Below are 23,674 nucleotides of genomic sequence, written 5' to 3'. Positions count from 1 at the left end.
GCTATAAGCCTGAGAATGATACGAAATCTCGGGCCCGCACAACAGATCCTTGCAGTCGGCCGGTAGGCAGGAAGATGGCTGATTACTATTCGATTCTGAAGAAAACGATCGCGTCTTTACCTGAAAACAATGGTGCCGCACGCAGAAGCGTTTACAGCCGTGCGCGCAATGCCATCGTCAATCAGCTCAAAGCCTATGAACCGCCGTTAGCGCCGTCCGAAATCACGGCTGAGCAGTTGCGTCTTGAAGAAGCCATCCGCAAGGTGGAAGCTGAGGCCGCGCGCGAGAGCCTGGGCCTGAGCCCGACGGTTCCGAAGGTTGAGGCGCCAGCCCCCGCGCCGCAGGTTTCCGCGCCACCCGTGACGCCGCCGCAGGCTGAGCCGGTCGCGGAGGCGGCGCCGGATGTGCCTGCCCCGCAGGAGCCGGAAGCAGCTCCCACTCCAGCAGTGGAAACACCTGATCCTTCGCCGCTGAAAGAAACCCTGTCGCAGGCCGAAGCACTTGGCACGGCGGCCAGCCAGGCTGTCCACAACGCCAAGGAAGCTTCCGATCCGAGCGCGGCACCTGTGCGTCAGGAACCCTCGTTCGGTGGGCCGGCACAGGCAGAACCGGCGGATGACAGCCTGTTCGAACCGACGAACGGTGCCGCTGCATCCGTTTCCGTCGATCAGCCGTATCACGGCGATGAGGCACGCAAGCCCAAGGAAGAGCCGGCGCCGAAGAAAAACCGCGACAAACGGTCGAAGCCGAAGGCGTCGGATGCGCTGCGTGGGGATACGTCCGGCAGCCGCACCGTTCCTATTGCGATTGCCGCCGCATTGCTGGTGCTGGTCCTTCTGGGAGCAGGGGCCTATTTCCTGATGCCCGCAGGTGATCAGAGCGCCGATAATGGCAACGTACCTGCCACATCGTCTTCCCCAACAGTTTCGGACAGCGAACCTGTCACCAACACGGAGCCGCCGGTTTCGACTGCTGCCGGAGAAGGCGATGAACCGTCGAAGAACACCGACCGTTTGCTGAATGAAGGCGAAACGGATGTGGTTGCGCCTGATGCTCGTACGGTGACCACAACAACCATTACCGGGCAGGCCGATAGCTCTGAGGCCGATACCCCGGCAGACACTGCGCCCGAGCCTTCACAGCCTTCCATCGTGACGAGCACCGACAACGATCAGGCGCCTGCGATAACAGAAAACCCGGTCGCGGTGCCGGAAGACAACCTGTCGGCTATCTCGCCGGATGACAGTGCGCCTGCTCCGTCTGCTTCGGCGGCTGATTCTTCCGTGCAGCGCTCGATTCTTTATGAAGAGGGTGAAGAGTCCGGTGGCGCCGGCACTGCGGCACAAGGTGCCGTTGTCTGGAGCGTCGAGGAAGAAACCAATCTCGATGGCAAGGCTCTGGCGGTTCTGAGTGCATCGGTCGAAATCCCCGAGCGGGATGTGAAAGTCGACATTCGCATCAAGCCGAATGACGACACCTCCCTGCCAGCCAGCCATCTTGTCGAGATCAAATACGAGTTTCCGGAAAACTTCGCTCCGGGCGATGTCGTCAATGTTCCGGGTCTCGTCATGAAGCCGACTGAAGAGGCCCGCGGCGATGCGCTGATCGGCGCTTCGGTGAAGGTGTCTCCAGGCTTTTTCTGGATCGCCCTGTCCAGCCTGCCGAACGAGCAGCAACGCAATCTGGCCCTGCTGCGTGAACGCGGCTGGATCGACATTCCGATGCTGTATGAAAACGGCAAGCGCGGCATCCTGACCCTTGAGAAGGGAACGGCCGGTGCGGATGCTGTTGAAAAGGCAATTACCTCCTGGCAAGCCGGCTAAGCAATCGTCTCCTGCTTTGAGAATTGGAAGAAGCCGCTTCACAGCGGCTTCTGGCTTTTTTCCGTGGATGCCCGTTCCAACGTCATCCGCGCGGGGTGACCTGCGAGCTGGGATCTGGTTCTGAAAATCTCAATTTTTTCATAAGCTTATCTCTGCGTGCAAGGGCGATGATCTGGTGGTTCTGGTCTTGGGTGCACGTTGAGGTGTGTCCGGCTGGGCGAGGTAAGCCCTTGGAACCTGCCTAAAAACCGTTCCGCAGCCGCTTGCCTTTTTTCCTGACACAAGGCATGTTCCGACTTGGTCCGAGGGGTGTTCCGGTTACCGGAGCTGAGATGGCGTGATGCCGAACCCTTAGAACCTGATCCGGGTCATGCCGGCGAAGGGACGGAATCCTTAGCCTATTCCCGGATCTCCATTGTCATTTTCGGCTTGTCCGAAGACGGGAGATCCTATGCGTATCTGTCTGCGACCGCAGCCCTGGCTGCACATCCGACTGCCGGTATCGGCGCTTGAACCGGCCTGTCAGCCTGTGGTGACCAAGGTGGCCGGATGATGGTTTTCCTGAAAGCTGTCGGCCGGACGGTGTTCGGCCTGCTGCTGACCGTCGCGATCTGGGCGGCCATTGTCCATATCTTCGACACCCAGCACTACATTCTGCCGGGTCCGGACCGGGTGTTTGCAGCTTTCGCCAAACACGCCGGCTTTCTGCTGCATCATGCCGGTATCACCGCCTATGAGACGGTGCTCGGTTTTGTGCTTGGAGCTGCAGCCGGGGCGCTGCTTTCCATTCTCTTGTGGCTGTTTCCGGTTGCTGCAAGGCTGGCCATGCCCCCCATTCTGGTCACGCAGGCCCTGCCTGTCTTTGCCATCGCGCCGATCCTCGTGCTCTGGCTGGGGTTCGGGCTGGCGTCCAAGATCGTCGTTGTCATCCTGGTCATCTTCTTCACGGTCACGTCGACATTTTTCGACGGCCTGCAGCGGCTGGATCCGGGTCTGCACGACCTTGCCCGGCTTTATCGGCTGTCTCGTTTGAAGGAACTCTGGTTCTTCCGTCTGCCGTCGGGCTTGCCGGCATTTGCCTCCGGTTTGCGGGTTGCTGCTGTGTTCGCGCCCATGGGGGCGATCATCGGTGAGTGGGCCGGGGCGAAGGGCGGCCTTGCCTTCATAATGCTTCAAAGCAGCAACCGGATGCAGGCGGACATGATGTTCGCTGCCCTGATCCTTCTGGCAGCCATGGTGCTGATCATGCGTTTTGCCGTGAACCATCTCACCCGACTTCTTGTTCCCTGGCAGACGCTCAGCTAGCTGCCGCTCAACGGAGGACCTCATGAAAAAACAATTCCTGTCTCTTGTTCTCGCGGCCGGCTTGCTGGCGTCGGGCCCGGCGCAGGCCGGTGAAAAACTGACCTTGCTGCTCGACTGGTTCGTAAATCCGGATCACGCGCCGCTGGTTACCGCTCAGACAAAAGGCTTCTTCGAAGCGGAAGGTCTGGACGTTGAGATCATCGAGCCTGCAGATCCTGCAATGCCGCCGAAGCTGGTCGCTGCCGGGCAGGGCGATATTGCGGTCTCCTATCAACCGACGCTTCACGCGCAGATAGACGAGGAGCTGCCGCTGAAATGGATCGGGACACTGGTGGAAACGCCGCTCAATTCGCTCATCGTGCTCAAGGATGGTCCAATTCAGGAGCTGAAGGACCTGAAGGGCAAGAGCATCGGTTTTTCCGTGTCCGGGTTCGAGGATGCGATGCTGGGCCAGATGCTGCAATCGGCGGGATTGACCATTGATGACGTGGAACTGGTCAACGTCAATTTCGCGCTGTCGGGTTCTTTGCTTGCCGGCCAGGTGGATGCGGTGATCGGCGGCTATCGCAATTTCGAGCTGACCCAGCTCGAAATCGAAGGCAAACCGGGCAAGGCCTTCTTTCCGGAAGAAAACGGCGTGCCGATCTTTGATGAGCTGATCTATGTCGTGAACAAGGACGAGACCGACGATCCGCGCTTCGCGAAGTTCCTCGCGGCTGTGGAAGCGGCCACGATCTATCTGAGCAATCATCCGGAAGAATCCTGGAATGCGTTCATAGAGGCATATCCGAACCTCAACGACGAGCTGAACAGACGGGCCTGGTTCGACACGCTGCCGCGCTTCGCCAAGCGCCCGGCGGCACTCGACGCAGGCCGCTATCAGCGTTTTGCCGAGTTCATGGCCGAAGCTGGCCTGATCAGCAAAGTCGTGCCGGTGGAAAGCTATACAGCCGAGATCCGCTAATCCAATCAGTTCACGTAAAAGAAAAGCGCCGGAGGTTGGCTCCGGCGCTTGTTTGTTTTCTAGGTTACCTGGCTCAGGCGGCAGGCTGGTCCATGGTGCGGGCGCTGTTGCGCACGGCCTTCTGAACCTTCTCGAAGGCGCGGACCTCGATCTGGCGAACGCGTTCACGGCTGACACCAAATTCACCGGAAAGGTCTTCCAGCGTCATCGGATCTTCCGACAGGCGGCGCGCTTCGAAGATGCGCCGCTCGCGTTCGTTGAGCACGTCCATGGCGTCGTTCAGCATCTTGCGACGCATGTCCAGCTCTTCCTGGTTGGCAAGCAGGGTTTCCTGGCTCTCGCTTTCATCAACAAGCCAGTCCTGCCACTCGCCCGCGTCTGCTTCCGCGCGCACAGGCGCGTTCAGGCTGGCATCACCACCCAGACGGCGGTTCATGGATACCACTTCCTCCTCGGACACTCCGAGTTTGGTAGCGATTTCCGATACCTGGTGCGGCTTCAGATCGCCTTCGTCCAGCGCCTGGATCTTGCCCTTGAGGCGACGCAGGTTGAAGAACAGGCGTTTCTGGTTGGCCGTGGTCCCCATTTTAACGAGAGACCATGAGCGCAGGATGTATTCCTGAATAGCTGCCTTGATCCACCACATGGCATAGGTCGCGAGCCGGAAACCCTTGTCCGGTTCAAAGCGCTTGACCGCTTGCATCAGGCCGACATTGCCTTCGGAGACGACTTCTCCGATCGGCAGGCCATAGCCGCGGTAACCCATGGCAATCTTGGCGACGAGGCGTAGATGGGAATTGACCAGGCGTTCGGCTGCTTCAGGATCCTCATGCTCTTTGTAGCGCTTGGCGAGCATGTACTCTTCCTGCGGCTGAAGCATCGGAAACTTGCGGATCTCGTCCAGGTATCGGCTGAGGCCGCCTTCCCCTGCTGTAAGCGTCGGAACGTTTTGGGCCATATCATGCACCCCCTTTCGTCAAGTTTGCGTCGCCTTCCTCCCGCTGCCCCGCAGTGATACGCAAGCAAGCCATTTGGGAGGGAAGTCGGACGCACAATCGTGTCCGTACAGGCACACAAGATAGCCTAATATAGGTCGAAATTCGGCGAATGCATGGTCAGAAAACGAAAACGAATCCTAAAATTTTTGTAATCCGGACAAAAGTTTTGCGAAATCGGCCGGGTAAGGGCTCTCAAAGCGCAAGGTTTTACCGTTTACGGGGTGCTCGAAAGCCAACAGGCCGGCATGCAGCGCCTGGCGGTGAAAACCGTTCACGAGGCTCTTGAGCGGCTCTTCCAGACGGTTGGCCTTGGTCTTGAAACCCGACCCGTAATCGTCGTCTCCGATCAGCGGGTGGCCGATGTGGGCCATGTGAACGCGGATCTGGTGGGTACGGCCGGTTTCAAGGCGGCACTCCAGCAACGAGGCGAGGGCGGGCTGCTCGGCATTGCCGAAGCGCTCCTTCACCTGCCAGTGGGTAATGGCGTGGCGGCCAGAGGTCTTGACGACCGCGATCTTCTGCCGGTTGGCCTGCGACCGGGCCAGATTGGCATTGATCGTGCCCTTCAGGCCGGAGGGTGCGCCCCAGACCAGAGCGGAATAGGCGCGTTCCAGCGGACCTGTGCGGCCGTGGTCGGCGAACTGGGCGGCCAGGCCCTTGTGCGCCTGGTCGGTTTTGGCGACGACCAGCAATCCGGACGTATCCTTGTCGATCCGGTGGACGATGCCCGGACGTTTGACGCCGCCGATGCCCGAAAGGCTGTCGCCACAGTGGTGGATCAACGCATTGACGAGTGTGCCTGTCCAGTTGCCTGCACCCGGATGCACGACAAGACCGGCCGGTTTGTCCACGACGATGAGGTGTTCGTCCTCAAAGACGACCGTGACGGGGATATCCTCACCCTTGGGCTCGGGGTCCTCGGCCTGCGGCAAAGTGAGGGTCAGGGCATCGCCTTCATTGACCCGGTATTTCGGCTCCACTATTTTCGCGCCGCCGACGGTGACGTCCCCGGACTTGATCAGGGACTGGATCCTGTTGCGGCTAAGGGCTTCCAGATGAGCCGCCAGCACCGCATCCAGCCGTTTCCCGGCATCGGCTGCATCAACTGTTAAACTGAAATCCTGGTCCAGACCGGCCGGATACTCGAGGGAATTGTCTGTCATGTCACAACCTGATTATCGGGATGAGGGGCCGGGTGAAAAGCCGCTTGATCCTGCGGCCGAACGCATCCAGGCCAAGCTGAAGCGTCTGCTGCTCGGCTCGTCCCTCGTCATGATCGCCGGCTTTATCGCTGTCTTTGCAGCAATTCTCTACAAGATCAACTCCAATACGACCGATGTTTCCGCCGATCAATATGCCGCGACGGTGGCAGTTGGTGCTGACGCGGAGATACTGCAGGCAAACATCTCCGATGGTCTGCTGATGGTTCTGGTGCGCGAAGGCAGCAAGACCGCCTTGCTGCGCTTCGATCCTGTCACGGGAAAACAATTGGGCCGTACGGATTTTGTCGCGCGCTGACGCAGCGTCGAGCCTGAGCGGCCGGGTTATGAACAGGCATGTGACAAAAAAATGAAAATTAGGGCTTGCGTCTTTTCCAATGCAGCCTTATACGCACGGTCCTCGGCTTGAGGCAGTGAGCTTCTCAAGCCCCGCGCGCCCATCGTCTAGCGGTCTAGGACGCCGCCCTTTCACGGCGGAAACACGGGTTCGAGTCCCGTTGGGCGTGCCATTTTTCCCCAAGGCACGAACAGCATATTCACACCTTGCACACAGGGTTCTCCACCCATTTGTGCACAGGTTTTGCACGCCCCGAAGGCTGATCAGCTGCTGGTGGTGTCTTCCTGTTGTCCGGTCTCGATCAGTTCGACCTCGGCCTCCTGCGCAATCTGTGCGAAGTCCGGTGAGGGGCAATAATCGGTCACAAAGGTGCTGACCTGGCGCAGATGCCCGACACGAACCGGGGCGGTGCGCTCGAACTTGGTGCTGTCGGCCGCCAGAATGACGTGCCGGGCATTGTCCATGATGGTCTTGGTGACCTTCACTTCCCGATAGTCATAGTCGAGAAGCGAGCCGTCCGGGTCGATTGCAGAAGCACCGATGACCGCGAAATCCACCTTGAACTGACGCATGAAATCGACCGCCGCCTCGCCGACGATGCCACCGTCGGAGTGGCGCAGCACTCCGCCGGCGATAACCACCTCGATCTGCGAATAGCCGCGCATCAGGCTGGCAACGTTGATGTTGTTAGTGATCACCATCAGGCCGCGATGCTGCAGCAGCGCCTGCGCAACGGCTTCAGTGGTGGTGCCGATGTTGATGAAGATCGACGCGTTGTCGGGGATGAGGGAGGCGACCTTCTCGCCAATGTCCGCTTTTTCCCGGCTGGAGATGATCCTGCGCGCCTCATAGCCGACGTTCTCGATGCCGGACGACAGCAGGGCTCCGCCATGTGTGCGTGCCAGCAGGCGCCGGTCGCACAGCTCGTTCAGGTCCTTGCGGATGGTCTGCGGACTGACGTCGAAGCGTCGGGCGAGATCGTCGACGCTGACGCGGCCCATTTGCCGGGCGAGTTCCAGAATGGCGTTGTGGCGTTCGATCAACATGTACCGCAGGCTCGATTGAGTGAAAAACGGCTGGGCCACCCTGCGTCAGCAGGCTGCAAACGCAGGAAAGGGGGATCAGCAGGTCAGCTTCACTGGATTTTCAGATGAGTGTCCATAAGACTAGATGACCGGAGCGGACCGGTCAGATCAAGCCACATCTTTCTTTTTTTGTTTCGCGGCTTTCGTTTTCCGGTCGCTGTCTTGTGCGGCTCCGGCGCCTGCCGACCTGGTTTCCTCTTCCGGTTTGGACTTGATCCGGTTGGAGGCGACGATCCTGCTCACCAGAGCCTCGGCGGCGTTGGCGATATTTGCGGACTTGGACTGGGCCTGACCCGGAGCCTGCTCTTCATCCCTTGCCTCTTTCGACGCAGGAGCTTCTGCGGACGAAGCCTTTGGCCTGTTTCCGCCTGACGGAGCAGTGTCGGCCGAACCGGACACAACGGCCTCCGCAGCAACAGATGCGCTGCGCGGGGCGAGGGGCGCTTTCGGCATTGCAGAAGCGGTTGTTCCGGAAGGCGTCAGATCCGGGGTCTCCTGACCGGTCAGCTTTTCTGCGAGCGCTCGGAAGTCGCGGCGCAGATCCATAAGGGCAGGAACCGACGCCAGGTCTTTTTGCAGTTTCGCCATCTGCGCGGTGATACGCCGTAGGGCACGATCCTTTTCGGCGGCGTCCGCCTGATAGCGGGTAGCATCGCCGGAAAGCTTCTCCAGCTTGGCATCAAGATGCTTCTGACGCTCGCTTTCAGGGAACCTGGCGGCATCCAGCATCAGCGACAGGCGGGTGACTTCCGCCTGGGCGGATACATAATTGGATTCCGTATCGACCAGTTGGGCTTCCAGTTCGGCAAGCCTGGTCTTGGCGGTTTCGCTGCGGGCTGCATCCATCTGGCCCGCGACTGTGGGCTCATAGCGCGCCAGTTTGGCCTTGAGCGTGGCCACTTCCGCCTCAAGCCCGGTGATGGTGGCAAGCGCCATGGTGCCGGAGGCAGGCAGCCAGCCGCCGTCATCTTCTTCGGTGTCGGCGGGTTTGGTGTCCGGCTTGTCTTCGGAAGACTTTGTCCAGCTTTCCGCAAGAGCCTGTTCGGCTTCCGACAGCTTCTTTTTCAGGTTGGTCACTTCAGACGACAGCATGTCGACGGCGTGCTGGTCGCTCACCTGGGCGGCAAGCTTGGCTTCCAGGTTGGACACTGTGTCCTGGTGAGATTTTTTCAGCGCTTCGACTTCAGCCCGCATCCGCGTGGTTTCGAGCTGAAATCTGGCAGCTTTCTCGCGCTCACTGTCGAGACGCTTCTCGACCCGGCGCAATTCGACGGCATGGCGCGCGCGTTCCTGATCCTGGGCGGCGCGGACTTCGGCATAGCTGGTGGGATTGACGGCGCGCAGGGCTTCTTCGGTCAGGCGGGCCGCCCTGCGATAGAATGCGGGCAGGATTGCCAGTCCGATCAGGCCGGCGGTGCAAAATCCCAGTGCCACATACATCGCTGCTTCAATCAAGTCCGGCTCCCGGTTACGTCTTGAAAAACGCCCACAACTCCATCAATAAACGACAGTCGCACTGCCGCCAAGTGTTCTACGTGGAACGAATGCAACCCGGCTTCGTCGCCAGGTTGCCATGGTCGCTCTTCCAGCCGGCTCAGAAGGGGTTCCAGGTCGGCTTGTCGGTGAACTTCAGGTAGCCCATGTTCAGACCGAGCCGGGCACCGACGCCCGCGCGAACCGGCACAAGCACGATCTCATTGTTCAACAGCACGGTCATGCCGACGCCGCCGACCAGGTAAGCGGATCCGTTGACGCCGGCAAAGCGGGTGTAGATCGAGTTCACTGTGGGCAGATTATAGACAAGCATCATGACCCGGGCACCGTCGGCGCCAAAGTCCCAGCCGACGGACGGGCCTTGCCAGAACAGTTTGTGAGTTCCGGCGTTGCGCGTGTAGAGATTGCCTTCGCCATAGCGCGCACCTGCAATGAGTGCGCCCGAGCCTTCTTCACCCAGCACATATCCGTTGGGTTCGCCGTAGCTGGAGAAGGCCTTTTCGACAACGGACGCAAGGCCGCCAGATACGGAACCGAAGAACTGGTGGCCGGCCTGCAGGATTTCGTCCTGGTCGTAGGTCTGGCCCGATGCAATGGGCTCGTTTCCGGACGTCTGGGACAGGGCCGGGTTGGAAAACGCAAATGCACACAAGGCCAGGAACGCAGCCGATATCAGGGATACAACTCGCCGGGAACTTTGTGCCATTCGATATTCTCCCAAAGTTTCTTGGCCGCGCCGATTGTTGCCGTCCGGTCAGGCCGCAATGTTAAACTGATGCAATATCATGCTGATTCGCATGAGATGGTGCACCTTACATAAGCCGAATCAATGGAAAGCTGGCCCCAAAAAAAGACAAGGTTATGTCTTTGCGCTGTATTGATCCTGCTCTCCTTTCAATTTGCGGGGAAAGCCTTGGCGCGTCCCCAGGTTTTCGTTCCAGATCCGATCACCGGATACGCTTTGGGCGGACATGACCCGGTGAGTTATTTCGTCGACGGCTATCCGCGCAAGGGCAAACGGGAGCACACGCTCGCATGGGGCGGTACCGAATGGATCTTCGTCAATGAAGGCAATCTTGCCGCCTTCAAGCGCGATCCTGAAGCTTACGCGCCGCTGTTTGCCGGTTGCGGCGCGCATGCGCTGTCCGAAGGCTTTGCGACGGCGGGCAATCCGTTCATCTATGCTGTTGTCGATGGCCATCTGGTTTTCTTTCATTCGGTGGTCAACCGGTTCCTGTTCGTCGTCAACGGCAGTGTGTTGATGACGGCCGCTCACGATAACGCCGAACGGGTCGGCTGCGTGCCCCAGCGGTAGACAGGCGCGCGGTTCAACAGCAGGCGGGTGCCGGAAAAGGCGGATTTCGGCGCAAACTTTCATCTGGATGACATGGATTGCAGTCCCTGGCTGCCTTGGCAGCCGCTGCGAGGATGTGTAACGCTTGCAACCACTATGTCGAATCAGTTTCCGCAGCCTCCTCAAGAAGAGCCTCAAAACGCCATGTCTGCACTTAAAGAGCTTTCCTCTCTTGATCTTGCCGCCCTGGTGGCCAGTCGCGTCTGCCATGACATCATTTCTCCGGTCGGTGCGATAACCAACGGTCTGGAAGTGCTGGACGAGGAAGGGTCGGAGGACATGCGCGAATTCGCCATGGATCTCATCCGCAAGAGCGCACGACAGGCTTCGGCAAAACTTCAATTTGCCCGTCTTGCCTTTGGGGCAGCCGGCTCCGCGGGGGCCGAAATTGACCTTGGGGATGCTCAGGTCGTTGCGACCGGGTTCATGGAAAACGAAAAATCCAACTTAAATTGGCAACTGTCCCGGCACCTGATGCCGAAGAACTACGTAAAACTACTCCTGAATTTGATCCTTATTGCCAACCAGTGCGTTCCACGCGGTGGCGAAATCAAGGTTGAAATGGAAGGCGAGCCACAATCGCCCACTTTTACGCTCCAGGCCAGCGGTCTCAACCCGCGCATTCCGCTCGGAATGAAGGAAACCCTTGGCGGAGAAGAGCCGGAACGGGTCGATGCGCATTCCGTGCAGCCGATCTACACGTTGCTGCTGGCCCGCGAATGCGGCATGGTATTAACGATAGATAAACAAGAAGAGTTGGTAAAAATAACGGCCCTTTTGGCAGAATAATCAAGGCCTTCAAAAGACTCCATCCGCTTCAGCGTATCTTAACTGTTTGCCGTCAACCTAGCTCTCATGGACTTCTCGGTCCAGACATCCCTTTTGGGGTGCGGAACCAGTAACAAGTCGGGTGAGAGCAGGCCATGGACGACCTCCTCAGGGAATTCATTACAGAGACCAATGAGAGTCTCGATGTTGTTGACGTTGAGCTCGTAAAGTTCGAGCAGGAACCGAACAACGCCACTATCCTAGATAACATTTTCCGCCTGGTGCACACGATCAAGGGCACCTGTGGCTTCCTTGGCCTTCCCCGTCTTGAAGGTATCGCGCATGCGGCAGAAACCCTCATGGGGAAATTCCGCGACGGCGCTCCTGTCACGCAAGAAGCCGTTTCCCTCATTTTGACCTCGATCGATCAGATCAAGGACATACTGGGAGATCTGGAAGCCGCTGAAGGCGAAGAGCCGCAAGGCGACGACAGTGAGCTGATCGGCCAGCTGGAAGAAATGTCCGCGAAAGCTGACGCCGCCATGAAGGGTGGTGCGGCTGCCGCGGAAGCTCCGGCGCCCGAGCCTGTGGCGGAAACAGCCGAGGCCGAGCCGGAAGCATCCGTAGAGGAACCTTCAGCCGATCAATCGCTGGAGCGTCCGCTTCGTCCTGGCGAAGTGTCGCTGGACGAACTCGAGCGCGCCTTCCGCGAAACCGAGGTTGAAGTTGAAGTTGCTGAACCGGTGGTTCAGGAAGCTGAAGAAATCGTCGAAGAAGTCGAAGAGCCCGAGCCCGCTCCCGTTGCGGTCAAGGCTGAAGCCAAGGCGGCGGGCAAGCCCCCCGCAAAGGCGTCTGGCGGCGAAGGCGGCGAGAAGAAGTCTTCCGGCGGCGGTGTTTCCAACCAGAGCATCCGCGTTGCGGTCGACACCCTCGAACACCTGATGACCATGGTGTCCGAACTGGTGCTGACCCGGAACCAGCTTCTGGAAATCGTGCGCCGTCACGAGGACAGTGAATTCAAGGTGCCGTTGCAGCGCCTGTCGAACGTTACCGCCGAACTGCAGGAAGGCGTCATGGCGACGCGCATGCAGCCCATCGGCAATGCATGGCAGAAACTGCCGCGTATCGTTCGCGATCTCAGCCAGGAACTTGAAAAACCGATCGAACTGGAAATGATCGGCGCGGATACCGAACTGGACCGCCAGGTTCTGGAGATGATCAAGGACCCCCTGACACATATGGTCCGCAACTCGGCCGACCATGGTCTTGAGCGTCCGGAGGATCGCCGCGCGGCAGGCAAGCAGGAAAAGGGTACCATTACCCTGGCGGCCTATCATGAAGGCGGCCACATCATCATCGAAGTTCGTGATGACGGTAAGGGCATCGACGTCGAGAGGGTGAAGGCGAAGGTCGTTGAACGCGGCCTGGCGTCGGAAGCCGAAGTCGACAAGATGACGGACGCCCAGATCCACAAGTTCATCTTCGCCGCCGGGTTCTCCACGGCTGCAAAGGTCACCAGCGTTTCGGGCCGCGGCGTCGGCATGGACGTGGTGCGCAACAACATCGAACTGATCGGCGGTACGGTCGACCTGCGCTCTACACAGGGCAAGGGCTCGAGCTTCATCATCAAGATCCCGCTGACGCTTGCCATCGTTTCGACGCTGATCGTCGAAGCCGGCGGCGACCGGTTCGCGATCCCGCAGCTCTCCGTTGTCGAACTGGTCCGCGTGCAGACCAATTCGGAACACCGTATAGAGCGGATCAAGGACACCCCGGTTCTGCGCTTGCGTAACAAGCTGCTGCCGCTGGTGCACCTTTCCCAGCTCCTGGGCATCTACGAGGGTGAAAACGCTGACGAGGCCATCGATGCGGACAACGGCTTCATCGTTGTCATGCAGGTCGGCAGTCAGACATTCGGCGTGGTCGTCGACGGTGTCTTCCATACGGAGGAAATCGTGGTCAAGCCGATGTCGACCATGCTGCGCAACCTCGGCATGTTCTCCGGCAACACCATCCTGGGCGACGGCTCGGTGATCATGATCATCGATCCGAACGGGATCGCCGGTGCCATGGCAAGCCATGCGTCGAGCGCGGTTACCGAGAACCAGGAAGACGAACACGAAGACCTGCAGAGCCGTGCCGTTTCGGGCCAGAGCTCGATCTCTCTTCTGCTTTTCCGTGCCGGTGCGCCGGAACCGAAGGCCGTGCCGCTGTCGCTGGTCACGCGTCTGGAAGAGTTCGAGGTCTCCAAGATCGAACGGTCGAACGGCCGCGATCTGGTCCAGTACCGCGGTGCGCTCATGCCGCTCGTCTATCTGAACGATGGCGACAGCCACAAGTCGGAAGGCACCCAGCCGATGCTGGTGTTCTCCGATGCGGGCCGCTCCATGGGCCTCGTGGTCGACGAGATCGTCGACATCGTCGAGGACCGCATGAACATCGAAGTCGGTTCGGAACGTCCCGGCATCCTCGGCTCCGCCGTGGTCAAGGAACGTGCGACCGAGATCATCGACCTCGGCTACTACCTGCCGCAGGCCTTCGAAGACTGGTTCATGCGCAAGGAAATGGACATCGAGGCGCTCACCAAGAAGGTTCTCTTCGTGGATGACTCGTCCTTCTTCCGCAACATGCTGACACCGGTTCTGAAAGCCGCCGGCTATGATGTGACCACCTGTACCGGTCCGCATCAGGCGTTCGACCTTCTGGAAAACGGCGACAAGTTCCATGCGATCGTCAGCGACATCGAAATGCCGGAAATCAACGGCTTCGAGTTCTGTGAATCGCTGCGTCGTGATCCCCGGTTCCGCAACATTCCGATCCTGGCCCTGTCGTCCATGGTGACGCCGGCTTCGATCGAACGCGGCCGCCAGGCGGGCTTCGACGATTATGTCGCCAAGTTCGACCGTCCGGGCCTGATTGCCGCCCTGAAAGACGTCTTCTCCGGTGAAATGGGAGCTGCAGCATGAGTGTGCTGGAACACAAACTCAACGCGGAGCAGAAATCCGCAAGTGACATGATCCAGTATGTAACCGTGGTCATCGGCGGCCAGTTGTTCGGCCTGCCCATTTCCCAGGTACATGATGTGTTCGTGCCGGAAAGCGTTACACGCGTGCCTATGTCCGCTCCCGAGGTTCAGGGTGTCCTGAACCTCCGCGGACGCATCGTCACCGCGATCAACATGCGTCGCCGCCTGCATTTGCCGCCCTTGAAGGAAGGCCAGATGATGGCTGTCGGTATCGAGTACAAGCAGGAAAGCTACGGCCTTGTCATCGATACGGTTGGCGAAGTGCTGACGCTTTCGTCCGCATCGGCGGAACCCAACCCGTCGAACCTGGATCGTCGCTGGGCAGAGATATCCGGAGGCGTGCATCGCCTGGATGGCCGCCTGATGGTCATTCTGGATGTCGATCGACTGCTCGGCTCGATGTTCACCGAACCCATGGCTGCAGCGTAGTAAGGCCATAATGGCTATTGAGTGGAGTTAAGCCTGATGAAACAGTGCCTCGTAGTCGATGACTCAAGTGTCATCCGGAAGGTGGCTCGCCGCATTCTCGAGGATATGAATTTCGAGATCACCGAAGCGGAAGACGGCCAGCAGGCGCTTGACGAATGCCGCAAGACCATGCCGGACGCAATTCTGCTGGACTGGAACATGCCCGTCATGGACGGACTTGAATTCCTGACCAGCCTGCGGGCGGAAGAGGGTGGTGAAAACCCGATCGTCGTATTCTGTACCACTGAAAACGACGTTGCGCACATCGCCCGTGCCATTCGCGCCGGCGCAAACGAGTACATCATGAAACCGTTCGACCGCGAAATCGTGGAAGCCAAGTTTCAGGAAGTCGGTCTTATCTAGTTTCGAGTTGGGCAATCTAAATGGCGTTTGCGCAAAGAAGCATAACTGCGGGCACGAGTCCGGGCAGCGATCCCATCAAGGTCATGGTCGTAGATGACGCCGTCGTCATCCGCGGACTTCTGACACGCTGGCTCGGTGAAGACAAAAGTCTGAAAGTCGTCAGCTCGCACCGCAACGGCAAGCTTGCTGTAGAAGATATCGAAAAAAGCAATCCGGACGTCGTTGTTCTCGACATCGAGATGCCGGAAATGGATGGCATGACGGCCTTGCCGCTCATGCTGGCAAAGAAGCGCGACCTCGTCGTGATCATGGCGTCGACACTGACCCGCCGGAACGCGGAGATCAGCTTGAAGGCCCTGTCGCTCGGCGCAGCAGACTATGTGCCGAAGCCGGAGTCGACATCCGAGGTCACGACGTCAATCGATTTTCGCCGCGAACTGATCGAGAAGGTCAAGGCACTTGGCGCGCGCGCCATCCGCATGCGCGGGCCGGCACGAACCATGCGTGCGGAAACCAGCGCAGGCCGCACCGCGCAGCCGGTCAGGCCGGTCTCGGCGCGCCCTGCAACCGACACGCGGGCGACCTTTCGCGGTGCTGCTCAACCGGCGGGAGCTGCTGCCGGAGCGGTCAAATACCAGACCCGTCCTTATTCATCCGCGCGTCCGCGCATCCTGGCGATCGGCTCCTCCACGGGCGGTCCGCAGGCTCTGCAGGAAGTCATGCGCGAAGTCGGGACGGCCATGAACGATGTGCCGGTGGTCATCACCCAGCATATGCCGCCAACCTTTACCGCCATTCTGGCCGAACACATGGGCAAGGCTGCCCTGCGTCCGTCCAAGGAAGGCGAGGATGGCGAAGTGCTGAAGCCCGGCAATATCTATGTCGCGCCTGGCGGCAAGCACATGATCATCGAGAAGGACGGCGGTGCCGCAAAGATCCGGCTGACGGATGGTCCTCCCGTGAATTTCTGCAAGCCTGCCGTCGATCCCCTGTTCGACAGTGTCGCCAAGGTGTTCGGTTCGGCAAGTCTTGCCGTCATCCTGACCGGGATGGGACACGACGGTGCTGAAGGCGTCAAAACCATTGCGGCAGGTGGCGGCAGCGTGATCACGCAGGACGAAGCCACAAGCGTGGTCTGGGGCATGCCTGGCGCAGCTGCACAAACGGGCGTTTGCAGCGAAATTCTACCCTTGAAGGAGATCGGCCCGAAGATCTCGCGCGTTCTGAAGGGGAACACGAGATGACCCCGAGCGAGTTCGAGTTTCTGAAAAACTTTCTGAAGACCCGCTCCGGCCTGGTTCTGTCCAACGACAAGCAATATCTGGTCGAAAGCCGTCTTCTGCCGGTCGCACGCAGTTCCAAGCTGGAAACACTCAGCGCCGTCATCCAGCAGCTTCAGCGCGGTACCAACCGGGCACTGGAAACGGATGTGGTTGAAGCAATGACGACCAACGAGTCGTTTTTCTTCCGGGACAAGACCCCGTTCGACCACTTCAAGGACACGATGCTGCCGGCGCTTCTGGAAAGCCGCGCGACGCGCAAGCAGATCAAGATCTGGTGCGCGGCGGCCTCGACCGGTCAGGAGCCTTATTCCCTGGCGATCTGCCTGAAGGAAGACGCTGCGAAAATGGCCGGCTGGCGGACCCGGATTCTGGGTACTGACCTGTCGAACGAAGTGCTGGAAAAGGCCAAGACCGGCCTCTACAGCCAGTTCGAGGTGCAGCGCGGTTTGCCGATCCAGATGCTGCTGAAGTATTTCGAGCAGAAGGGCGAGATGTGGCAGATCAATGCCGGCATGCGCGCCATGATCGAATGGAAGAAGCTGAACCTTCTGGAAAGCTTCACCCATCTGGGCGAGTTCGACATCATCTTCTGCCGCAACGTGCTGATCTACTTCGATCAGGCCACCAAGACGGAAATCCTCGGAAGACTGGCAAAATCCCTGCCGGACGACGGCTATCTTGTTCTTGGCGCCGCGGAGACCGTGGTTGGCCTGACGGACGCCTTCAAGCCCGTTGCCGGTAAGCGTGGCCTGTTCCAGAAGAAGCAGGCGGTCCAGGCATCGACCGGTTCGGCCGCAACGCCTCGCCTGGCCGTCGGTGGCGGCCTGGGGCTCCAGCGCTAAAGGCTTGCCTGCCCGGCACCACCGGTGCAGCAAAACAGTTCGATTTAAAAAGGCGGCCTCGGCCGCCTTTTCCATTCACGGCATCGTGAAGGGGAATGAGTATGCGAACCGCCTGTTTCTTTCAGTCAAGTTGTTGAAATAATTCAGTTTAATTCGCGTTGCTCGCGAGTGTCCGAGCGACGCTGGCCGGTACTTGTCTGGGCCTGAAACCATTCCATCTTCTTCGACGTAAGCTTTACGTCCTGCCGGAGACACGGTGTCCGATTGCGGGACGGTCTTGATGCATCGGAATTGCAGGGAGTGGACATATGACCGAGATTAAAGTTGAACTCACGCGCCGCGCAGCGCTGCTGGGGGCCGGCGGTGTGCTTGCCGGAGCAAGCCTCGCCGGAACCACTGTGGTGCATGCGGCGGCCGAAAAGCAGTCTGCTCTGCCGGCGTCTGTTGCCCGTTATTCCGTGGGTGGTTTTGAAGTCACGACATTGCACGACGGGGCGGTCACTTTGAACGAGCCGCAGAAGACATTCGCCATGAATGTTGATGCGGATACTTTTTCTGCGACCAACGCTAAAAATTTCCTGCCTGACGACAGTTTCCAGATCAGTTTCACGCCGACGCTCGTCAACACGGGCAAAGAATTGATTCTGTTCGACACCGGCAATGGCGAGGGTGCGAGGCCGGGCAGGGGCAACATGCGCGCTGCGCTGGAAAATGCGGGATACACACCGGAGCAGGTCGATGTGGTGGTGCTGACGCATATGCATCCCGATCATATCAGCGGTCTGATGGAAGGCGGTTCACCTGCCTTTTCCAATGCGCGCTACGTCACCGGGCAGAAGGAATATGACTTCTGGGCAGCGATGGATGCCGAAGCCAATGGGGTTACCAAACTGATGGCAAGTCATGTCAAGCCGCTGGCGGAAAAGATGACTTTCCTGGACGACGGTGGCAGCGTGGCAAGTGGTGTCACCGCCATGGCCGCGCCAGGACATACGCCCGGTCACATGATCTACATGCTGGAGAGCGACGGCAAACAGCTTGCGATAACAGCGGATACGGCGAACCACTATGTCTGGTCTCTGGCGCATCCGGAATGGGAAGTTCGCTTCGACATGGACAAGGAAGGCGCAGCCGCCACCCGCAAGGATGTTTTCGGAATGCTGGCCGCCGACAAGATCCCCTTCGTCGGGTACCACATGCCGTTTCCGGCGGTCGGCTACGTGGACACGAACGACAGCGGATTCCGCTATGTACCGGCATCCTATCAGTTGAAGCTCTGATCCCGTCTTTGTGACAGCAAGAACCTGCCGAAACTCGGGCTTAGAACTGTCCATCGACCAAAACAAAAGCCCCGGCACAAGGTCGGGGCTTTAAAACGTCTACGTCTTGTGCCGAATCAGGCGGCTGCTTCGACGTCCGGCTCGCGCAGCACATAGCCGCGGCCCCACACCGTTTCGATGTAGTTCTTGCCGGAAGTTGCAGCTGCCAGCTTCTTGCGAAGCTTACAGATGAACACGTCGATGATCTTCAGTTCCGGCTCGTCCATGCCGCCGTAGAGATGGTTCAGGAACATCTCCTTGGTGAGCGTCGTTCCCTTGCGCAGGGAGAGAAGCTCGAGCATCTGATATTCCTTGCCGGTCAGATGGACGCGCTGGCCGCCGACTTCGACGGTCTTGGTGTCCAGGTTGACCTTCAGGTCGCCGGTGACAATCACCGATTGCGCATGGCCCTTGGAGCGGCGAACGATGGCGTGGATACGTGCGACAAGCTCATCCTTGTGGAACGGCTTGGTCATGTAATCGTCTGCGCCGAAGCCGAGGCCACGAACCTTGTCTTCAATGCCCGCGTTGCCGGAAAGGATCAGGATCGGTGTCTTGACCTTTGAAACGCGAAGCGTCCGGAGAACCTCGTAGCCAGACATGTCCGGCAGGTTCAAATCCAACATAATGATGTCATAATCGTACAGTTTGCCGAGGTCGATACCTTCCTCGCCAAGATCTGTCGTGTAGACGTTGAAGTTCTCGGACTTCAGCATCAGCTCGATGCTCTGCGCCGTGGCGCTATCATCCTCAATCAACAATACACGCATGCCAATCCCCTTGTTCTGCCTTTCCTGGGCAAGTCGCAACGGCTCTGTCGGTGCCTGCTACGAAGGACTGATGTTAACCCCGACTCAAAGCTACCGGTTAATGGTTAACAAAATATGATTCGTAACGGCAAGCTCTGGAGAGAGGAAACTGTGAACAACAGTCAACTTATTGAATCCCCAAAAAAAATCCGGATTCACAAATCTTAATGTTGAACTTTAAGAACCGGCGCTAACCGATTCCGTTCAGATTCCTTTCAACAAAGCCGTTTTGACTCCGAAATGGCTCTCGCTTGTCAGCCTTCCAAAGGTTAAGATTAACCAGAGTCGTAAACGATCGGTTACCAAAACCGTTAACGAGGGAAGGAAATTTACGTGAAGGCGCTTTTCGCCGAGATTGATTCGCTTATGCCGACCGAAATTTATGGCCGGGTGACTGCGGTTCAGGGACTTCTCGTCGAGATCGCGGGGCCTATTCACGAAATGAGTGTCGGATCGAGATTATTGATCGACAACGGTGAGGATAACCCAAAAGTACCCGCAGAAGTGGTCGGTTTTCGCGAAGGACACGCGCTCTGCATGCCGTTTTCCGGGCTGGAAGGCGTGCGAATGGGCTGCAAAGCGGTGATTCAGTCGCGCGACAGCGTGGTGCATCCGGCCAATGCCTGGCTTGGCCGAGTCATTAACGCACTTGGTGAACCGATTGATGGTAAAGGAGACCTTGTTCATGGCGGAGTGCCTCGCAAATTGCGAAGTTCACCTCCACCGGCCTCCGAACGTAAACGAGTTGGACCGCCTCTCGACCTCGGTGTGCGCGCGCTTAACACGTTCGTAACCTGTTGCGAGGGGCAGCGGATGGGCATTTTCGCCGGGTCGGGTGTCGGCAAGTCCGTGCTGATGTCCATGCTGGCGCGAAATACCAAATGTGATGTCGCGGTGATCGGCCTCATCGGCGAGCGTGGTCGCGAGGTTCAGGAATTCATCGAGGACGACCTCGGCGAAGCGGGTCTGGAACGCTCCGTGGTGGTGGTCGCGACCTCCGACGAAAGCGTGCTGATGCGCCGGCAGGCTGCCTATCTGACCATGACGGTTGCCGAGCATTTCCGCGACGAAGGCAAAAATGTCCTGTGCATGATGGATTCGGTGACCCGATTCGCGATGGCGCAGCGCGAGATCGGCCTGTCGATTGGCGAGCCGCCGACTTCCAAGGGCTACACGCCGACGGTTTTCACAGAATTGCCGCGTCTTCTGGAGCGGGCCGGCCCCGGCAAGGAGAACAGCGGATCGATCACAGGGCTTTTCACCGTGCTGGTGGAAGGGGACAATCACAACGAGCCTGTGGCCGATGCGGTTCGCGGTATTCTCGATGGTCACGTGGTTATGGAGCGCGGCATTGCCGAGAGGGGCCGCTATCCGGCGATCAATGTGCTGAAGTCCGTTTCGCGAACGATGCCGCGCTGCGTGCCGCCGGAGCAACTTCCGGTTTTGCGCCGCGCGCGCCAGCTTCTGTCGACCTATACGGACATGGAAGAGCTGATCCGGCTGGGTGCCTACCGGAAGGGATCCGACCCGACCGTGGACGAAGCCATTTACAGGTTCGACATGATCGACGATTTTCTCAATCAGGGAAAAGACGAAGCGACATCACTTTCTGACGGGTATGCGCAACTTGCCAACCTTTTGGAAATGACTCAGGGGTAGACTGCCCGTGTTAGGGGAGTATTGAGTAATGAAAACCCGAGACAGTTTGATCCGTTTGAAGCGGTTTCAGGTTGACGAAAAACGGCGACAGCTTGCTCAGATCGAGAGCATGATCGCCGAGTTCAACCGTATGGCCGATGAGCTCGACGACCAGATCCGGTCGGAGCAGGAGCGGGTCGGTATCACGGATGTCACACATTTTGCCTATCCGACGTTCGCCAAGGCCGCTGCGGACCGGCGTGACAACCTGCGCAATTCCGCGCATGAACTGGATGATCAGCTTCAACGCGCCCGGGATGAGCTCAGCGAGGCGATTGAAGAGCTGAAGAAGTTCGAGCAGCTCGAAGAGCGCGACCAGCAGCGCGAACGCACCGCCCAGGAAATGGCGGAGCAGGATCTGCTCGATGAGGTCGCCGCGCGGGCACGCGGACGCTAAGGCCGTCAGACCTTCCCCTGCAACGCCCGGTCTCCGTCAGGGGGCTGGCGGCGTTGGATGCATGTTCTTATATTCCTGATCGTTGCTTGCGGCGGTCAGGTTTTGTGCTTTCCGGTCCGGGTGATATGGAAACGGCTGTCTGGCGCGCCTTCAAGGGACACCGGGCAGCGATAATTTAAGACGATAGCCAGGGTACGGCAGTTTCAATGCGATTATTTCTGGCTTTCCTGCTTCCGGTTTCCACGTTTTCCTTTGCCCTTGGGTTGACGCAGCCGCTGATGCGGTTCGAACGTCTCTATTTTCTGGAAGACCGTCCCACGCTGATCGAAATGGTGACGAGCCTCTATCAGGAGGGCGATGCCGTTCTTGCCGCGATCGTGGCGCTTTTCTCGATCGGATTTCCCGCACTGAAGATCCTGTTGATCCATGTGGCTGTGCTCAGCGGCGCAAAGACCCGGTCGCTGGCCCTTCTTTCGATGGTCAGCAAGTGGTCGATGCTGGATGTCATGCTGGTGGCGCTGGTGCTTTTTGCCGCCAAGACCAGTGGTTTGGCCGCTGCCGCCATTTTGCCGGGGCTGTGGTTCTACGCGGTCGCTACCCTGTCGACTGCCATCGCCGCAACGCTTTGCTCAAGAAACTGAAGTCCCGAGAAGTCCGGCTGATGAAGGAAGCTGTGTGTTCGCGCCTTTCGGCTTGATGGCCGAAATGCCGGTAAGGGAAGCGCTGGCTCCGATCTGGTCGGCCGGCAATCGTCGGACGTGCCGGGGTTACATCGCCGCGGCGCGTGCGGCCCTGTCAGCGGCGATCCTTGTTTTTTTTTCTCGCCGGTTTGCCTGGAAGTCACCGCAGCGCGGCTGTTTGGATTGCGCCGAACCGTCGAGAAATTTCTTGTAGGTCGCGGTCCATTCGGACCCCTGTGCCGCGGGGATCTTCATGTGGTCGCAGCGCACCTTGGCAAACAGGGCAAAGGTCGGTGTGTCGAGGCCGGCCTTCGCTGCCGTTCTCAGGACCACATCCTTCTTGCCGTTGAAGACCGCATCCTTGAGCGCTTTTTGCGCTGTCCGCCCGCGTGCGCTGAGCAGTTCGATCGCGTGATTGAAGCGGCCATCCTGCAACAGCAGGATCATCAGTTCGTTGACGGTGATGTCCGCGCGCTCGGCCTCCCGCCACAGCAACGCCATATCGGGATTGTTCAGCGCATCGCCGAATTCCCGGCGCAGCACCTTGAGCCTTGCGATCTGGTCGAGCTGTTCCTGCGACAGGGAACCTTCGATGATGCTGCGCAGCCGCTTCTTGGTCTCGTCGTCCACCATGGGCAGCAGCGCCCGGCAAACCGCCGGAGAAAGGTCGGAGCGCAGGCAAAGGTCTTCACGCAGGACCACGTCTTCCGTCGCGTATTTGACGAAAGACAGCATCGTCTCGCGCGACAGCTTGATCTCGCGGTTGCCGACCAGGATACGATGCACCGGGCGGTCACCCTTTTCGGCAATGGCATCGGACACTTCAGTGGAGAGGTCCGTGCGGCGGGCGATGACCTGGAGGTGAGCGTTGCTCAGACGTTCAACGAAATCGATCAGGTCTTCCTGGGTCAGTGCCGGGCTCTGCGCAAGCAGCGGCATGGCGACGTTGACATCGTCCTGGGCAATCTTGCGGGCAAGTTCCGGCGGCGTGTTCACATGTGTCGCCAGCTTGTGCGCCAGCCGGGCGCGGTCCCTCGGCGTGCCGACGCTGTAAAGCTTGATGATCACTTCGGAGAAGATGGCAAGTTCCCGGTCGGTCCGTTCTTCCAGGTCCGAGATCACAAGTTCGCTCACCTGCGCGAACAGTCTCCGTCGCGCTTCGTCTGTGCCTTCCAGGGCGAGTTTGATCAAGGACCTGGGCATCCCTTCCTCCGCATCGGGCCAGATTGGCGCCCACATTGTTATTTTTGCGTTACCCGATAGGCAAAGGGTGGCATATTACCTTGCGTTGGTGCGAAAACTTTTTCCGATTTCCAAGGAAACTCTACTTCTGCTGGAAATGCCTGTCTGCTTACTAGTTAGGCGACGTGCATTTCACAATATTACTTAAAAATGTCCGAACACGGCAGACTGAGCCTTTTCATCGCGGATCGTTCCTCCAT

The 23,674-nt window shown here is 58.9% G+C and carries 22 protein-coding genes, 1 tRNA gene and 1 riboswitch; of the genes, 16 read left to right on the top strand and 7 right to left on the bottom strand.

Annotated features, from left to right (window positions below; translation table 11 throughout):
• Positions 1 to 74 precede the first annotated feature (74 nt).
• The 3 genes from V1T76_RS20350 (at position 75) to V1T76_RS20340 (ending at position 4,092) form a co-directional block, all read left to right on the top strand.
• Positions 75 to 1,823 (top strand): hypothetical protein, encoded by a 1,749-nt coding sequence (locus V1T76_RS20350; protein WP_330562501.1) that lies wholly within the window; start codon positions 75 to 77, stop codon positions 1,821 to 1,823.
• A 295-nt stretch (positions 1,824 to 2,118) separates the two neighbouring features.
• Positions 2,119 to 2,225, top strand: a riboswitch (TPP riboswitch).
• Between the two features lie 147 nt (positions 2,226 to 2,372).
• On the top strand, positions 2,373 to 3,128 hold the full coding sequence (locus V1T76_RS20345) for an ABC transporter permease (protein WP_330562500.1): 756 nt from the start codon (positions 2,373 to 2,375) through the stop codon (positions 3,126 to 3,128).
• A gap of 22 nt (positions 3,129 to 3,150) precedes the next feature.
• On the top strand, positions 3,151 to 4,092 hold the full coding sequence (locus V1T76_RS20340; RefSeq protein WP_330562499.1) for an ABC transporter substrate-binding protein: 942 nt from the start codon (positions 3,151 to 3,153) through the stop codon (positions 4,090 to 4,092).
• 73 nt (positions 4,093 to 4,165) lie between these two features.
• On the opposite strand, the gene rpoH is transcribed toward V1T76_RS20340, so the two are convergent.
• Positions 4,166 to 5,050, bottom strand: coding sequence for an RNA polymerase sigma factor RpoH (rpoH, locus tag V1T76_RS20335; RefSeq protein ID WP_330562498.1), 885 nt, complete (start codon positions 5,048 to 5,050; stop codon positions 4,166 to 4,168).
• Between the two features lie 177 nt (positions 5,051 to 5,227).
• Positions 5,228 to 6,253 (bottom strand): RluA family pseudouridine synthase, encoded by a 1,026-nt coding sequence (locus V1T76_RS20330; RefSeq protein ID WP_330562497.1) that lies wholly within the window; start codon positions 6,251 to 6,253, stop codon positions 5,228 to 5,230.
• Here V1T76_RS20330 and V1T76_RS20325 point away from each other — a divergent pair.
• Together V1T76_RS20325 and V1T76_RS20320 are read left to right on the top strand one after the other, a co-directional pair.
• A complete protein-coding gene (locus V1T76_RS20325) occupies positions 6,252 to 6,608 on the top strand; it encodes a hypothetical protein (RefSeq protein WP_330562496.1) in 357 nt (118 codons plus the stop codon). The genes V1T76_RS20330 and V1T76_RS20325 overlap by 2 nt on opposite strands.
• A 135-nt stretch (positions 6,609 to 6,743) precedes the next feature.
• Positions 6,744 to 6,819: transfer RNA gene (locus V1T76_RS20320), tRNA-Glu, on the top strand.
• 91 nt (positions 6,820 to 6,910) lie between these two features.
• Here the strand turns inward: V1T76_RS20320 and V1T76_RS20315 are convergent.
• The 3 genes from V1T76_RS20315 to V1T76_RS20305 form a co-directional block, all read right to left on the bottom strand.
• Positions 6,911 to 7,693, bottom strand: a complete 783-nt coding sequence (locus tag V1T76_RS20315; protein ID WP_330562495.1) for a DeoR/GlpR family DNA-binding transcription regulator — start codon at positions 7,691 to 7,693, stop codon at positions 6,911 to 6,913.
• A 147-nt stretch (positions 7,694 to 7,840) separates the two neighbouring features.
• Positions 7,841 to 9,187 (bottom strand): hypothetical protein, encoded by a 1,347-nt coding sequence (locus V1T76_RS20310; protein ID WP_330562494.1) that lies wholly within the window; start codon positions 9,185 to 9,187, stop codon positions 7,841 to 7,843.
• A gap of 139 nt (positions 9,188 to 9,326) precedes the next feature.
• Positions 9,327 to 9,932 (bottom strand): DUF1134 domain-containing protein, encoded by a 606-nt coding sequence (locus V1T76_RS20305; RefSeq protein WP_330562492.1) that lies wholly within the window; start codon positions 9,930 to 9,932, stop codon positions 9,327 to 9,329.
• 207 nt (positions 9,933 to 10,139) lie between these two features.
• On the opposite strand from V1T76_RS20305, the gene V1T76_RS20300 reads away from it, so the two are divergent.
• The 8 genes from V1T76_RS20300 to V1T76_RS20265 all read left to right on the top strand — a co-directional run bounded on the left by V1T76_RS20300 (position 10,140) and on the right by V1T76_RS20265 (position 18,609).
• Entirely contained in the window at positions 10,140 to 10,541 is a 402-nt protein-coding gene (locus V1T76_RS20300; RefSeq protein WP_330562491.1) for a YHS domain-containing (seleno)protein, read from the top strand.
• A 183-nt stretch (positions 10,542 to 10,724) separates the two neighbouring features.
• Positions 10,725 to 11,369 carry a histidine phosphotransferase ChpT gene (gene chpT / locus V1T76_RS20295; RefSeq protein WP_330562685.1) on the top strand — a complete coding sequence of 215 codons (645 nt, stop codon included), beginning with the start codon at positions 10,725 to 10,727 and terminating at the stop codon, positions 11,367 to 11,369.
• 134 nt (positions 11,370 to 11,503) lie between these two features.
• Positions 11,504 to 14,314, top strand: a complete 2,811-nt coding sequence (locus V1T76_RS20290; RefSeq protein WP_330562490.1) for a hybrid sensor histidine kinase/response regulator — start codon at positions 11,504 to 11,506, stop codon at positions 14,312 to 14,314.
• The gene (locus tag V1T76_RS20285) at positions 14,311 to 14,802 is read left to right on the top strand and encodes a chemotaxis protein CheW (protein ID WP_006932060.1); all 492 of its coding nucleotides are present in this window, start codon (positions 14,311 to 14,313) and stop codon (positions 14,800 to 14,802) included. Before V1T76_RS20290 ends, V1T76_RS20285 begins: the two co-directional genes overlap by 4 nt.
• Positions 14,803 to 14,838: 36 nt before the next feature.
• Positions 14,839 to 15,204 carry a response regulator gene (locus V1T76_RS20280; RefSeq protein WP_006932059.1) on the top strand — a complete coding sequence of 122 codons (366 nt, stop codon included), beginning with the start codon at positions 14,839 to 14,841 and terminating at the stop codon, positions 15,202 to 15,204.
• Between the two features lie 20 nt (positions 15,205 to 15,224).
• On the top strand, positions 15,225 to 16,448 hold the full coding sequence (locus V1T76_RS20275; protein WP_330562489.1) for a protein-glutamate methylesterase/protein-glutamine glutaminase: 1,224 nt from the start codon (positions 15,225 to 15,227) through the stop codon (positions 16,446 to 16,448).
• Positions 16,445 to 17,329, top strand: a complete 885-nt coding sequence (locus tag V1T76_RS20270; protein ID WP_330562488.1) for a CheR family methyltransferase — start codon at positions 16,445 to 16,447, stop codon at positions 17,327 to 17,329. The genes V1T76_RS20275 and V1T76_RS20270 overlap by 4 nt, the downstream gene beginning before the upstream one ends.
• A gap of 308 nt (positions 17,330 to 17,637) precedes the next feature.
• Complete coding sequence (locus V1T76_RS20265) at positions 17,638 to 18,609, top strand: MBL fold metallo-hydrolase (RefSeq protein ID WP_330562487.1); 972 nt, start codon at positions 17,638 to 17,640, stop codon at positions 18,607 to 18,609.
• A 116-nt stretch (positions 18,610 to 18,725) separates the two neighbouring features.
• Here the strand turns inward: V1T76_RS20265 and ctrA are convergent, their stop codons facing one another.
• Positions 18,726 to 19,418, bottom strand: a complete 693-nt coding sequence (gene ctrA, locus V1T76_RS20260) for a response regulator transcription factor CtrA (RefSeq protein WP_031270498.1) — start codon at positions 19,416 to 19,418, stop codon at positions 18,726 to 18,728.
• 372 nt (positions 19,419 to 19,790) lie between these two features.
• Here ctrA and fliI point away from each other — a divergent pair, with 372 nt between their 5' ends.
• The 3 genes from fliI (at position 19,791) to V1T76_RS20245 (ending at position 22,193) form a co-directional block, all read left to right on the top strand.
• Positions 19,791 to 21,116 (top strand): flagellar protein export ATPase FliI, encoded by a 1,326-nt coding sequence (gene fliI, locus V1T76_RS20255; RefSeq protein WP_442970152.1) that lies wholly within the window; start codon positions 19,791 to 19,793, stop codon positions 21,114 to 21,116.
• A gap of 28 nt (positions 21,117 to 21,144) precedes the next feature.
• The gene (gene fliJ / locus V1T76_RS20250; RefSeq protein ID WP_006932052.1) at positions 21,145 to 21,552 is read left to right on the top strand and encodes a flagellar export protein FliJ; all 408 of its coding nucleotides are present in this window, start codon (positions 21,145 to 21,147) and stop codon (positions 21,550 to 21,552) included.
• Between the two features lie 206 nt (positions 21,553 to 21,758).
• Positions 21,759 to 22,193: a paraquat-inducible protein A gene (locus tag V1T76_RS20245; RefSeq protein ID WP_330562484.1), complete on the top strand. Its 435-nt coding sequence runs from the start codon at positions 21,759 to 21,761 to the stop codon at positions 22,191 to 22,193.
• 126 nt (positions 22,194 to 22,319) lie between these two features.
• Here the strand turns inward: V1T76_RS20245 and V1T76_RS20240 are convergent, their stop codons facing one another.
• A complete protein-coding gene (locus tag V1T76_RS20240) occupies positions 22,320 to 23,435 on the bottom strand; it encodes a DUF2336 domain-containing protein (RefSeq protein WP_330562483.1) in 1,116 nt (371 codons plus the stop codon).
• Between the last annotated feature and the right edge of the window lie 239 nt (positions 23,436 to 23,674).

Source organism: Roseibium sp. FZY0029 (genome assembly GCF_036350355.1).
Lineage (GTDB): Bacteria > Pseudomonadota > Alphaproteobacteria > Rhizobiales > Stappiaceae > Roseibium.
The sequence above is the reverse complement of the archived record's forward strand: the minus strand, read 5'-3'. Positions and strand labels throughout refer to the sequence as shown.

Bases quoted from the DNA above. Each gene is read 5' to 3' on its own strand.
- V1T76_RS20285 (WP_006932060.1), top strand. From the start codon at position 14,311: ATGAGTGTGCTGGAACACAAACTCAACGCGGAGCAGAAATCCGCAAGT.
- V1T76_RS20270 (WP_330562488.1), top strand. From the start codon at position 16,445: ATGACCCCGAGCGAGTTCGAGTTTCTGAAAAACTTTCTGAAGACCCGC.
- V1T76_RS20330 (WP_330562497.1), bottom strand. From the start codon at position 6,253: ATGACAGACAATTCCCTCGAGTATCCGGCCGGTCTGGACCAGGATTTC.
- V1T76_RS20280 (WP_006932059.1), top strand. From the start codon at position 14,839: ATGAAACAGTGCCTCGTAGTCGATGACTCAAGTGTCATCCGGAAGGTG.
- V1T76_RS20345 (WP_330562500.1), top strand. From the start codon at position 2,373: ATGATGGTTTTCCTGAAAGCTGTCGGCCGGACGGTGTTCGGCCTGCTG.
- V1T76_RS20305 (WP_330562492.1), bottom strand. From the start codon at position 9,932: ATGGCACAAAGTTCCCGGCGAGTTGTATCCCTGATATCGGCTGCGTTC.
- fliJ (WP_006932052.1), top strand. From the start codon at position 21,145: ATGAAAACCCGAGACAGTTTGATCCGTTTGAAGCGGTTTCAGGTTGAC.
- V1T76_RS20265 (WP_330562487.1), top strand. From the start codon at position 17,638: ATGACCGAGATTAAAGTTGAACTCACGCGCCGCGCAGCGCTGCTGGGG.
- V1T76_RS20240 (WP_330562483.1), bottom strand. From the start codon at position 23,435: ATGCCCAGGTCCTTGATCAAACTCGCCCTGGAAGGCACAGACGAAGCG.
- V1T76_RS20340 (WP_330562499.1), top strand. From the start codon at position 3,151: ATGAAAAAACAATTCCTGTCTCTTGTTCTCGCGGCCGGCTTGCTGGCG.
- chpT (WP_330562685.1), top strand. From the start codon at position 10,725: ATGTCTGCACTTAAAGAGCTTTCCTCTCTTGATCTTGCCGCCCTGGTG.
- V1T76_RS20290 (WP_330562490.1), top strand. From the start codon at position 11,504: ATGGACGACCTCCTCAGGGAATTCATTACAGAGACCAATGAGAGTCTC.
- V1T76_RS20275 (WP_330562489.1), top strand. From the start codon at position 15,225: ATGGCGTTTGCGCAAAGAAGCATAACTGCGGGCACGAGTCCGGGCAGC.
- ctrA (WP_031270498.1), bottom strand. From the start codon at position 19,418: ATGCGTGTATTGTTGATTGAGGATGATAGCGCCACGGCGCAGAGCATC.
- V1T76_RS20245 (WP_330562484.1), top strand. From the start codon at position 21,759: ATGCGATTATTTCTGGCTTTCCTGCTTCCGGTTTCCACGTTTTCCTTT.
- V1T76_RS20325 (WP_330562496.1), top strand. From the start codon at position 6,252: ATGTCACAACCTGATTATCGGGATGAGGGGCCGGGTGAAAAGCCGCTT.
- V1T76_RS20350 (WP_330562501.1), top strand. From the start codon at position 75: ATGGCTGATTACTATTCGATTCTGAAGAAAACGATCGCGTCTTTACCT.
- rpoH (WP_330562498.1), bottom strand. From the start codon at position 5,050: ATGGCCCAAAACGTTCCGACGCTTACAGCAGGGGAAGGCGGCCTCAGC.
- V1T76_RS20315 (WP_330562495.1), bottom strand. From the start codon at position 7,693: ATGTTGATCGAACGCCACAACGCCATTCTGGAACTCGCCCGGCAAATG.